The sequence below is a fragment of the Echinicola sp. 20G genome (assembly GCF_015533855.1).
GTDB lineage: Bacteria > Bacteroidota > Bacteroidia > Cytophagales > Cyclobacteriaceae > Echinicola.
Window position 1 is genome coordinate 3,218,098 of record NZ_AP024154.1, and the last position, 12,519, is coordinate 3,230,616.

A 12,519-nucleotide genomic window follows, 5' to 3' on the forward strand; every position below is an offset into this window, starting at 1 on the left:
CTTATTATATTTTATAAAGTACCCCAAAAACCTATGAAGCAAAACTTTTTATCCATGTTGCAATTCAGCATCTTGATTTTTGCTGTGGCCTGCACGAGTAATGCTCAAGATGCTGCACCTGTGACAGATGATAAGGGTGATGAGAAGATAGAGGGAAAATACATCAACCCTGTTTTTGAGCCTGTTTTGGCTGACCCAACCGTAGTCCAGGATGGAGCCTATTTCTATGCTTATGGCACCGAGGACAATTGGGGAAATGAAGGAGGCTATCACCTTGTACCTGTCATTAGATCAAAAGACCTGATTGAGTGGGAATGGGTAGCAGATGCCTTGAAGGCGAAGCCGACCTGGAAATCAGAAGGCGGTATTTGGGCCCCGGACGTCAGTAAAGTGGGGGATGAATTTTATATGTATTATTCTTATTCCACTTGGGGAGATGCCAATCCTGGGATTGGACTGGCCATTTCCAGTTCACCAGAAGGACCTTTTGTGGATTATGGAAAAATTTTTGACTCTCATAGTATTGGGGTAAGTAATTCAATAGACCCTTTTTATTTTGAAGAAGATGGCCAGAAATACCTTTTCTGGGGTAGCTTCAGGGGATTGTACATGATTAAGCTTTCTGATGACGGAAAAGCTACTGTGGGAGAGAAAGTCCAGGTAGCGGGAGACCATCTGGAAGCCAGTTATGTATTCAAGAAAAATGGGTTTTACTATTTATTCGGTTCATATGGTTCGTGCTGTGAAGGAATCAATAGTTCTTATCAGGTATGGGTAGGAAGATCAGCTAAGTTGGAAGGGCCTTATTTGGACAGGTCTGGCAATAAGTTGCTGGACGGGCATTTTGGAGAATTGGTAGTAAAAGGAAATCTTGGAAGTACAGGTTTTGCAGGGCCAGGGCACAATGCAGAAATCATCACCGATCAAGAGGGAGAAGACTGGTTGTTGTATCATGGAATGCTCAAAAACAAACCTCGTACCAATAACGGAACCAACAGGCGGACTTTACTTCTGGACAAAATCCTTTGGAAGGATGGATGGCCAAGCATCTTTCGACAAGAGCCCAGTACCAAATTAAATGAAGGACCCCAATTTTGATCACTAACCAAATAACCTATGTATACTCTTTTTAAAACAACATGTTTCCTTTTTTTACTTAGTATCAACACTTCCCTTTTTGGTCAGGTTAAGGTTGACCTTTCTGGATTTAAAGTCAAAAATGGAGCAACTGTCACAGAAGAAGGAGAATTACTGCAGGTAAACTGGCCGGCAGAAGAAGATAAAACAGCCCAAATAGTATTTAACCTAAACAAAAACTCCTCACTTTTGGAAAGTATCCAGTTGAGGAAGGGCGACCAATCAAAGGTAATCGGAAGGAATATTGATCCATTGTTTTTATTGACTGTTGGAGAACGGGATTTAAGCAAGGAGAGTGGATGGAATATATTTTTTGACCGCACAGCTTATAAGCCTTTTGAAACCCTTAAGGTACTTTTGGAAGCGGAGAATATTGAAGTAAAGAGCCATGGCGAGCGTACAATAGTACGGGTTGATAAAATGAGCGCCGGGAATTTTTCAGGTTGGCTTGAGATAACCTTGTATCATGGTAGTTCCTTGGTCAATATGGCTGCTGTAATGAAGACGGATGAAGACGCCAAAGCTATCATTTATGATGCAGGTCTAGTAAGTGATGACAATTCTTTTGATGAGGTTTTTTGGTCAGATACCGATGGCTATTTACAATCCAGTAAAGTGGGTGGACAGGGAGCTGGAGCAGAGAGTTTGGCTGTAAAATACAGGACGATCATAGCAGAAGGAGAACAGGGAAGTTTGGCAGTTTTTCCTCCACCACATCAATATTTTTACCCTTTGGACAATGCCTATAACTTGAAGTATGTGTGGTTTGGTAAGAATTATCGGGGGCAGAGTTCAGAATTTGGTATTGGCATTCGACAAGATCCCATGGGCGACAACAGACATGTGCCATGGTTCAATGCCCCTCCAGGTACTGAGCAGCGACTTAATTTTTTCGTCTATCTCAGTGAAACTAAAGATGGACAAGTTTTGGAAAACGTGAAAGCTTTTACACATGAGGATAGCTATAAACCATTAGCAGGCTACCGAACCATGGCTAGCCATTTTCATACCGAGCACATGGATGATGTGCTCACCCATAAGCCAATACCTGATATACCGGGCCACGTGAAAGCGCTTCGAAGCATGGGTGTTAATATCATGCATTTGGGAGAGTACCATTTGGCAGGTAACCCTAGAGACATTGGCCCGCGAAGGTTGCCAGAACTGAAGTTGATGTTTGAGGAGTGTGCGCGGCTTTCAGGTGGAGATTTTCTCATGCTTCCGGGAGAGGAGCCAAATGTTCATTTTGGTGGGCATTGGATGAATTTATTCCCAAACCCTGTTTATTGGATCATGTCGAGAGAGTCTGATTTACCTTTTGTGGAAGAGACAGAAGAATATGGCAAAGTTTATCGTGTAGGAAACCAAGAAGAGATGCTCCAACTGCTGGAACAGGAAAAAGGCTTGGCTTGGACTGCCCATGCCAGAACAAAAGGCTCAACAGGCTTTCCAGATCGATATAAAGAAGAAGCATTTTTCCATTCTGATCGGTTTAATGGGGCTGCATGGAAGGCTATTCCAGCTGATTTGTCCATTCCCAATATGGGGAGAAGGGTTCTTCATTTGATGGATGACATGGCCAATTGGGGAGAAAGGAAGTATGTGATTGGTGAAGCAGATCTCTTTAAGTTAGAGCCAGATTATGAGATTTATGGCCACATGAACATTAATTACCTTCAAATGGATAAGTTGCCCAAGTTTGAAGAAGGCTGGCAACCAGTGCTTGACGCCATGGAAAACGGGAAATTTTTTGTGACTACAGGAGAAGTTTTATTACCTGAGTTTTCAGTAAATGAAAAGCCTAGCGGAGAGGTGATCTCCTTGGACTCAAAAGGAAAAGCTATAATCCAATTGAAAGCGGAATGGACTTTTCCACTAAATTATTTGGAGATCGTATCCGGAGACGGAGAGGAAGTGTTCAGGGAGAAAATTGACTTAAGTGAAACCCGGGTATTTGGTACTGAAAATTTTGAATTTTCAATAGATTTAAAGAACCGTACTTGGGTAAGGGTAGAGGTGTGGGACATTGCTGCAAATGGAGCTTTCACCCAGCCAGTTTGGATAGAATAATATGATTAAGAATAAAACCTATTAAACATGATTTTCAAGATGAATAAATTGACCTTTCTTCTCCTAGGGGTGCTGATCCTCTCCTTGGTAGGATGCCAGCGGGCTGAGGAAAAGCAGCTTGGGCTTGAGTTGGAGACAAGCACAGCTATCAGACCTCCAGCTTACCCATTGATTTCTGTGGACCCATATTTCAGCGTTTGGAGTATGGGAGATCAACTCAATGGTGAGGCTACCAAACATTGGACTGGCAAGGAAAATGACTTGCAAGGAATTATAAGAGTAGACGGAATGTCCTATTATTTTTTGGGGGAGGAAGTAACTGAAACCCGAGCGGTATTGCCGATGACTGGAATGAAGGGAAGCTGGAAATATACCTTAGAGAAGCCAGCTGATAAGTGGATAAACCTGGGCTATGAAGAAGGAAACCAATGGAAGGTTACCAAAGGGGCATTTACCAATGGAGATGATAGTCCTGCTCCCAACAAATGGAATACAGAGAATATTTGGGTGAGAAGAACCTTTGAATTGGAGAGCACTAATTTCCATGATTTGCTTTTGAATATTCATCATGATGATAATGTAAAAGTTTATCTCAATGGTGTTTTGGCTTATGAAAAAGAAGGTTGGGTGTCCAGTCCGGCTACCCTGGCCATTAAGGAAGAAGCGAAGAAAGCCTTAAAAGTAGGAAGAAATGTAATGGCTATCCATTGTGAAAACACGGCAGGAGGTGCTTTTCTGGACGCTGGTTTGGTGGAAGTCCTTCCTCCTTCTGTGCAAATCGGTCAAGCTGAACAAACCCATGCTGAAGTAAGGGCAACCCAGACCTTTTATACTTTTGAATGTGGGAATGTAAAGTTAGGTGTGACTTTTACAGCACCAATGCTTCCTGATAACATGGAGGTCATGACCCGTCCCGCCAATTACATCAGCTTTGAAGTGGCTTCCAAAGATGGAGCAGCGCATGATGTACAGGTGTATTTTAGTGCTGCTGGAAACTTAGCTGTCAATACGCTTAATCAGGAAGTTACTTGGGAAAGGCCCGATATTGCAGGTTTGCAGGTAATGAAGTTGGGAACCAGTACCCAGCCAATTTTGGAAAAGAAAGGAGACAACATCAGGATTGATTGGGGATACCTATACCTTGCTACCAATGACCAAGAGAATACTACCTCATTGATTGGCATGAACAAGGAGTCAATCAATGAATTCGTAACTAAAGGAAAACTCAATTCAGCGGATGCCTCGACAAAGCCAGTAGCCTTGGATGATAAGATGATGACCCAAGCGGTATCATTTGATTTCGGAAAAGTAGGGAGTAAGGCAGTGGAAAATTTTGTCACCTTAGCTTATGATGACTTGTATGCAGTACAATTTTTCAATGAGAACCTGAAAGCATGGTGGAAAAAATATGGGATGAGCACAGAGCAAATGCTTCAGGCTGCCCAAAGTGATTACAGTAAATTGATTGCTGAAAGCAAAGCTTTTGATCAGAAATTGTATAAAGATGCCCTTGAAGCAGGAGGGGCTGATTATGCTGCAATATGCGCTTTGGTATATCGTCAGGCGGTTTCTGCCCACAAAACCGTAGAAGGCCCTAATGGGGAGTTGTTTTTCTTTTCTAAAGAGAACTTCAGTAATGGTTCAATAGGAACCGTGGATGTGACCTATCCTTCCGCTCCTTTATTTTTGATTTATAATCCTGATTTGCTGAAGGGCATGTTGGAGCCTATTTATTATTACAGTGAAAGTGGCAAGTGGGCAAAACCCTTTCCTGCCCATGATGTAGGAACTTATCCTTTGGCCAATGGTCAAACCTATGGGGAAGATATGCCTGTGGAGGAAGCGGGTAACATGCTTTTATTGACTGGCGCCATAGCTAAAGTGGAAGGTAATGCAGACTATGCGAATAAACATTGGGAGGTGATGACCACTTGGGTGGAGTATTTGGCAAATGAAGGTTTTGATCCGGCCAACCAACTTTGTACAGATGACTTTGCTGGTCATTTGGCCCATAATGCCAACCTTTCTGTAAAAGCTATACTAGCAATAGCAGCATATGGACAAATGGCAGAAACCTTGGGCAAAACTGAAGAAGCAAAGAAATATACTGCGATGGCCAAAGATTTTGCACAGAAGTGGATGGAAAAGGCGGAAGATGGAGATCACTACAGCTTGACTTTTGACAAAAAAGGAACCTGGAGCCAAAAGTATAATTTGGTTTGGAATGAGTTGCTGGGACTGGAGATCTTCCCTAAAGAAGTGGCTGAAAAAGAAATTGCCTATTACCTGACCAAGCAAGAAGAATATGGTTTGCCTCTTGATAGCAGAAAAACCTATACGAAGTCAGATTGGGTGATTTGGACAGCAGCTATGGCCAACAGCGAGGAAGACGAAAAGGCCTTGATTGACCCGATGTTTACCTATATCAATGAAACTCCAGATAGGATTCCAGTTAGTGACTGGCACGAAACTACCAATTCAACCTCTGTTGGTTTTAGAGCAAGATCAGTGGTGGGAGGCTATTACATGCCAGTTTTGAAAGATGTCCTTTTGAAACAATAAGTGATTCGGCTCTTGTCTTCCTGCAAGGAAGACAAGAGCCAATTTTTACAATGTTCTTTAAGCCCTATATTTTAGATTAAATCATGATACAATACCCAAAACTAAAAACCCTTGCGACTGTCCTCTCATTTGTTCTTCTTGCTTCTTGCAATAAGGTAGAGCAGACAAGTTCAATCTCCTTGGTAGAACGGATAGATACGACCACTACTAATGCACATTATATCAGTAATCGGGCACCTCTAAAACCAAGTGCTTTGATAAAACTTCCTGTAGGATCAGTCAAGCCTGAGGGCTTTCTCAAGGAATACCTAGTTCGTCAAAAAAATGGCTTAACAGGTCACTTGGGAGAGATCAGTGCCTGGCTTCAAAAGGAAGACAATGCTTGGCTCAATGAAAATGGAGAAGGAAATTGGGGCTGGGAGGAAGTACCTTATTGGTTGAAAGGCTATGCGAACATTGGCTATTTGTTGGAAGATCAAAAGATGATAGATGAGGCCATGGTTTGGTTGGAAGGAACCATAGCCAGCCAGAGGGAGGACGGGAACTTTGGCCCACGTCATTTTGATGGAGACAATCACGATTTTTGGGCCAATATGATCATGCTTTATTGTTTGCAATCTTATTATGAATACTCCCACGATGAGCGAGTGATTGAGCTGATGACAAATTATTTTAAGTATGAACTTACAGTGCCAGATGAAAATTTTCTAAATGGTTATTGGCAGAAGTTGAGGGGTGGGGATAATTTGCATAGTGTTTTGTGGCTATATAACCGCACTGGAGATAAGTTTCTGTTGGACTTGGCTGAGAAAATCCATCGAAATACTTCTGATTGGGTAGGCAGGCAGCATGACATCAAGGATATTCATAATTATTATGAAGTCAGAAATGGAGGAGAGGTGCCTGACTGGTACAGGGACCAAATTGATTGGCATAACGTCAATCATGCACAAGCTTTCAGAGAACCTGCTCAGTACGCTTTACTTTCCCATGACGAACAGCATTTAAAAGCCAGTTATGAAAATTTTGAGATTATTCGTGAGCATTTTGGCCAGGTTCCAGGAGGGATGTTTGGAAGTGACGAGAATGCCCGCCCAGGTTACGCTGATCCAAGACAAGGAATAGAGACATGTGGGATTGTGGAGCAGATGAATTCTGATGAACATTTAATGAGAATTACGGGTGATCCATTTTGGGCAGATCATGCTGAGGAGATAGCTTACAATATTTACCCTGCAGCGGTTATGCCAGACTTTAAGTCCTTGCACTACATTACCTCTCCCAATATGGTCTTGTTGGATGCAGAAAACCATGCTCCGGGTATTGCGAATAGCGGGCCTTTCTTGATGATGAATCCTTTCAGTTCCAGGTGTTGTCAACACAATCATTCCCAAGGATGGCCTTATTTTGTGGAAAATCTTTGGATGGCAAGTCCGGACAATGGTTTGGTTGCTGCTATTTATGGCCCCAATACTGTCACTGCAAAAGTGGGCAAGGAAGGCACTGAAGTGACAATCAAAGAAGAGACTCATTATCCTTTTGAAGGTCAATTGAATTTTACTTTGAAGATGGATGAGGTGATCAGTTTTCCATTGTATTTAAGAATTCCTGCATGGACAAAAAATGCAAAGATTACCATCAATGGTGATGTGGTAAAGTCTGATATTTCTAAAGTCGGTTTTGCTAAGATTGACAGAGAGTGGAAATCCGGAGATCAAATTACACTGACCTTACCAATGGACATAAAAGTGGAAACATGGGAAAAAAACAGCAATAGCTTCAGCGTTAGCCGAGGCCCTTTGACTTATTCCCTGAAAATAGGAGAAGATTATGTTAAGAGAGAAAGTGACCAAACAGCTATTTGGGATTCGAAATGGCAAGAAGGGGCAGATACACAGAAGTGGCCTTCTTGGGAAATAAGACCTACCACTGTCTGGAACTACAGCTTGGTGGTAGATAAGAAAAATCCCGAAAAGTCTCTTGAAGTTGTGGAACGCGCTTGGCCATCATCAGAATTCCCTTTTACACCCGAAAGTGTTCCGATTGTAATTAAAGCCAAGGCAAAGCAAATTTCTGAATGGAGGTTGGATGAACACGGTTTGGTCGGTGAGCTTAAAGACTTACCAAAAACATCCACTTCACCTGAGGAAGAAGTAGAATTAATTCCAATGGGAGCAGCAAGACTTAGAATCAGTGCTTTTCCAGAATTGAAATAGAGAAAACAATTACTATCAAACTAAAATAGACCGAAATGAAAAAATCAATCCTAATTGGTGCAGGCTTGATGCTGGCCCAGTCTCTAGCTTGGGCGCAGGAAGGAAGCTGGGCGCCTGCAGAAGGGAAGATCATGACCGAATGGGCTGATCAGGTAAATCCCGAAAATGTACACCAAGAGTACCCTCGTCCTCATATGGTGAGGGAAGACAATTGGCAGAACCTTAATGGTTTGTGGAGCTATCAAATTCAAAGCAAGGGAGGTAATGCACCGAGTTCATACGAAGGTGAGATTTTGGTACCTTTTGCGGTAGAGTCAGCCTTATCCGGAGTGGGAAAAACAGTAGGGAAGGATCAAGAGCTGTGGTACAAGACCACTTTTGAGGCCAAAAAATCAAGCAAAGAAAGGGTTCTTTTGCACTTTGGAGCAGTGGACTGGGAGACAGAAGTTTTTGTTAATGGTACATCTGTTGGTGTACACCAAGGAGGGTATACTCCCTTTTCTTTTGATATTACCGATGCTTTGAAAGGCAGAAAAGGAAATGAGTTGGTGGTAAGAGTTTGGGATCCTACGGATGAAGGTCCTCAGCCAAGAGGGAAGCAAGTGAACAGGCCACATGGTATTTGGTATACTCCAGTAACAGGAATCTGGCAGACAGTTTGGACAGAGAATGTTCCAAGCAGCCATATTGTTTCCACCAAAAACACAGCTGACATTGATGCAGGTACCTTGACCATTGAAACGGAAGTGGAAAGTGCCCAAAGCAGCCATAAGGTAAAGGTTAAGGTACTGTCGGCTGGTGAAGTTGTGTCAGAGAAAGTCGTTGCTGTGGGTGAGGAAGCAGTGTTGCCAATTGAAAATGCCAAGTTGTGGGAGCCTGGTAACCCCTTTCTTTATGATTTGGAAGTTAGCTTAGTGAGTGGAAATCGTGTTGTGGACCAAATTGAAGGATATGCTGCCATGAGAAAGGTGAGCATGGAGTTGGACGATGATGGTGTACAACGCATGTTGTTGAATAACAAATTTGTGTTCCAGTATGGTCCGCTGGACCAAGGCTGGTGGCCTGATGGATTATATACTGCGCCAAATGAAGAAGCTTTGGTTTTTGATATCATCAAGACTCAAGAAATGGGTTTTAACATGATTAGAAAACACGTGAAAGTAGAGCCTGCAAGATGGTATTATCACTGTGACAAGATGGGGATGCTAGTTTGGCAGGACATGCCAAGTGGAGATATGGGCAACCAATGGAACCCTCGTCCAGGAATCGTGGGTGTGGGGACAGAAAGAGATAGAACTCCTGAATCAGAAAAAATCTACAAAACAGAATGGAAAGAAATCATGGATGATTTCTATAACTTTCCATCAATCATTGTCTGGGTTCCATTTAATGAAGCGTGGGGCCAATTTAAAACTGAAGAAATTGTGAAATGGACCATGGACTATGACCAAAGCCGTTTGGTGAATGGTGCCAGTGGTGGCAATTTCTTCCCTGTTGGTCAGATTATGGATTTACACAACTATCCAAATCCAGCAATGCCTAACCCTAAGTTTTTTGGAAAAGATCAAGTCATTACTTTAGGTGAATTTGGTGGGCTTGGGTTGCCGGTTGATGGACATACTTGGCAAGAAAAAGACAACTGGGGTTATCAGAGTTTTAAGTCTGTTGAAGAGTTAGAGGACCGTTATTCAAAGTTGATGGACGACTTGGTTAAGTTGATCCCGAAAGGGCTCTCTGCAGCGGTCTATACACAAACCACAGATGTGGAGGTAGAAACCAATGGACTGATGACTTATGATAGAAAAGTGATCAAATTAACGCCTGCGTTTTTAAAGAAAGTTCATGATCAGCTATATGAAGCTGAGTAATTTATTCTAGGGAAATAATATAAAAGGGGCTATATGATCAATCATACAGCCCCTTTTATATTTTAATGTTCAGTGCAAATAGGGGACAACCACTCGTAGCTTTCAGATCCAATGGGTGATCCATCTGGTATGGGAATAGGGGACATGAGTTCGACGGGGTCCAAAATTTCCCGATCCATTTGATTGATCAGTTTTTGGCAATAGTTTTTGTGAGCATTTTGTTCTTTTCCTCCTGGTTGGATGGAAAATTCCAATTTGCTTATCCCGTATCGGGCAATGCTTCTTGCTTGTTCTGAAGCTTGGTTGCTTTTGTATAAATTGATCAGGTGCTGAAGGAATATTTTTTCAACAACTCGTTTGATCTCTTGTTCATAGGATGAGGCTTCTAGTTCAGGGGCCATATTAAAATCACTTATTTCTTTGATCATGATATCAATGATCTCCACCAGTCCAGGTAAGTTTTCATTAATAGCATGTTGAGCGACTAACCTGGAAGCCCTTTGTGGATCAAGTACCAGAGAGAGCGTAAGATCAGCTGCAACATGGGCTGGTGCCAATGGGTCAAAAGTGAGTCCTGTTTTTCCCTGGAAAGTTTCCCTGGAATTGGCTGAAAACCCATAAGGTCTAGGAGGTATATTCTCGTACACACGATGAGGAACAGCCAAGGCTTTTGGATCCAAAGTGGCCATGAGGGATTCTGTAGCTCTAACTTGCTCTTCTGCAGATACAGGCTTAACAGCCTCTCCGGCATCTCCTCTTAGAGTGTACTGATAATTTACCCCTGCAATGAGTTTTGCTGCGGCTTCCACTTGATAGCGATGGAAAAGATAAATGGGAACGAATACTTCTTCTAAAGTGGCCAGAGGTTGTCCCATTTTTATTTTCTTTTCATTGAAGCGGTCCAGTACATACTTTCTAACTTCCATTACATGATCAAGCTCATCTATTGCACTTTCTCCATTGTCCCACAAATGGGTCTTGGGGTGAGCACTTCCGGTAGGCCTGGCATCTTGATCTGAGAGAAAATCCAATCCTTTTTTACGATAACTTTCAACCATTTTGCTGATTTCAGTTTGCTCATTGGCTCCTGTTGGAAACTCTGCATAGGCCATTTGAATGGCTGTTTTGTCCCATTCTCCAATACCCACGTCGTAGGCATCTGATAGGTCAAGGGAATTATCATCTTTAAATTTGACGGAGGGATGAGGATAATCCATTACTGATGCGCGATTGTGAGCACTGGCAATATAGTTATGGGGCAATCCCAATGTATGTCCCACTTCATGGGCCGCCAGTTGTCTCATTCTGGCTAAGGCCATTTCCAGCATGGCTTCATCTTCTATTTCTCCTGTTTCAAGGTAGCGGGCAATAAGACCTTGGGCAATCAAAAAGTCCTGTCTTACCCTCAATGAGCCAAGTGTCACTTTTCCTTTGATGATTTCTCCTGTTCTTGGGTCTGTAATTCCGCCTCCATAAGACCAACCTCTTGTGGATCGGTGAACCCATTGGACCAAATTGTACCTGATATCCATTGGGTCAGCTTCCTCTGGAAGAAGTTTGACTTGAAAAGCATTGATAAACCCTGCCGATTCAAATGCTTCAGCCCACCAGCTGGTGCCTTCCATCAGTGCAGAACGAATGGGTTCAGGCGTGCCAGGATCGATATAGTAAATAATCGGTTCCACTACTTCACTGGGCGCGGGACCTGGATTTTTCTTGATTAGGCGATGTCTGCGAATATATCTTTTGACAATGGATTCATTGATAGGTGTCGCAAAATCATAAAAGCTTACCGCATTTACCCCAGCTCTGGGGTCAAATAGACGGGGTATATAATCATCATCAGGAAGCTCCACAAAAGAATGGTGCATCCTCAAAGTGACCGCATCAGGAGAGGGAGTTACGCTTCTCAAGTAGCCTCCGGCCTTGGATCCCTCCAATGTAATGGTGGCCTCAATTTCTGTGTTTTTTGGGAAAGCCTTTGTTCGGGGAACATATATCGCAGATCTTTTTGGATCCACTTTGTAGTTCCCTTGGTTTGACCTGCTGATGGATTGGATTGCTCCAACAGCATCCTGTAAAGCAAATTCTGTAGCATCAACAAGGTAATGGTTTCCTGATTCCGCGCTGATTTCAAATCCCCATAGTATTGATTCTGCGAATGATTCTTGGACAGCCCTCTTTTCCATTTTGTTATCGGTGATGGCCCGATAGTCATAGTTGCTTTCTGTCATCAAAAGTTTCTTTCCAGACTTTCTAAAACTCACCACATGAGCTCCAGAAAGCTTGCCTCTATCTAGGCCAATGTCATTTGAACCAAGACCAGCAGCTAGGGAAGGGTAGTAAAGAATTTCTTGGTCCAATGCGGTGATTTCTAACCATAATTTTCCGGTATTCTCATCCCAGTAAAGTGGGTAGAAACCATCCTGTTTTTCCATATCAGCTGTAAAATCGTTTATGGATGGTCTGGATTTCTGTTGCGAAAAGGCGTCAAATGGTGAGAGTTGGGCCATCAATATTAAAAGTGGAAGCACTTTTAATAGCTTACTCAAAACGTTGTTCATGTTGCGTAGGGATTGAAATTGAATGAAAAATTGAAATATGAGCGTCAAACTAATTGACTGAAGTTATCAGGGAATATCGCATTAAGACAGTTAATGCTAACA

At 42.6% G+C, this 12,519-nt stretch carries 6 protein-coding genes; 5 read left to right on the forward strand and 1 reads right to left on the reverse strand.

Translation table 11 applies throughout. The annotated features are described in order from the left end of the window. The first annotated feature begins 33 nt into the window (after positions 1–33). The 5 genes from JL001_RS13245 to JL001_RS13265 all read left to right on the forward strand — a co-directional run bounded on the left by JL001_RS13245 (position 34) and on the right by JL001_RS13265 (position 9,853). Positions 34–1,098, forward strand: a complete 1,065-nt coding sequence (locus JL001_RS13245; RefSeq protein WP_200976694.1) for a family 43 glycosylhydrolase — start codon at positions 34–36, stop codon at positions 1,096–1,098. Positions 1,099–1,116: 18 nt separating this feature from the next. Beyond that, positions 1,117–3,207 (forward strand): hypothetical protein, encoded by a 2,091-nt coding sequence (locus JL001_RS13250; protein WP_200976696.1) that lies wholly within the window; start codon positions 1,117–1,119, stop codon positions 3,205–3,207. A 39-nt stretch (positions 3,208–3,246) separates the two neighbouring features. Then, positions 3,247–5,769 (forward strand): glutaminase family protein, encoded by a 2,523-nt coding sequence (locus JL001_RS13255; RefSeq protein ID WP_200976698.1) that lies wholly within the window; start codon positions 3,247–3,249, stop codon positions 5,767–5,769. A gap of 83 nt (positions 5,770–5,852) precedes the next feature. Continuing rightward, positions 5,853–7,985 (forward strand): beta-L-arabinofuranosidase domain-containing protein, encoded by a 2,133-nt coding sequence (locus tag JL001_RS13260; protein WP_200976700.1) that lies wholly within the window; start codon positions 5,853–5,855, stop codon positions 7,983–7,985. 35 nt (positions 7,986–8,020) lie between these two features. Next, positions 8,021–9,853, forward strand: coding sequence for a glycoside hydrolase family 2 protein (locus tag JL001_RS13265; protein ID WP_200976702.1), 1,833 nt, complete (start codon positions 8,021–8,023; stop codon positions 9,851–9,853). A 62-nt stretch (positions 9,854–9,915) separates the two neighbouring features. Here the strand turns inward: JL001_RS13265 and JL001_RS13270 are convergent, their stop codons facing one another. After that, positions 9,916–12,417, reverse strand: coding sequence for a zinc-dependent metalloprotease (locus JL001_RS13270; protein ID WP_200976704.1), 2,502 nt, complete (start codon positions 12,415–12,417; stop codon positions 9,916–9,918). Positions 12,418–12,519 lie beyond the last annotated feature (102 nt).

What these genes read in the sequence shown, in the direction of transcription:
- JL001_RS13260 (WP_200976700.1), top strand. Translation starts at nt 5,853, where the DNA reads ATGATACAATACCCAAAACTAAAAACCCTTGCGACTGTCCTCTCATTT.
- JL001_RS13250 (WP_200976696.1), top strand. Translation starts at nt 1,117, where the DNA reads ATGTATACTCTTTTTAAAACAACATGTTTCCTTTTTTTACTTAGTATC.
- JL001_RS13265 (WP_200976702.1), top strand. Translation starts at nt 8,021, where the DNA reads ATGAAAAAATCAATCCTAATTGGTGCAGGCTTGATGCTGGCCCAGTCT.
- JL001_RS13270 (WP_200976704.1), bottom strand. Translation starts at nt 12,417, where the DNA reads ATGAACAACGTTTTGAGTAAGCTATTAAAAGTGCTTCCACTTTTAATA.
- JL001_RS13255 (WP_200976698.1), top strand. Translation starts at nt 3,247, where the DNA reads ATGAATAAATTGACCTTTCTTCTCCTAGGGGTGCTGATCCTCTCCTTG.
- JL001_RS13245 (WP_200976694.1), top strand. Translation starts at nt 34, where the DNA reads ATGAAGCAAAACTTTTTATCCATGTTGCAATTCAGCATCTTGATTTTT.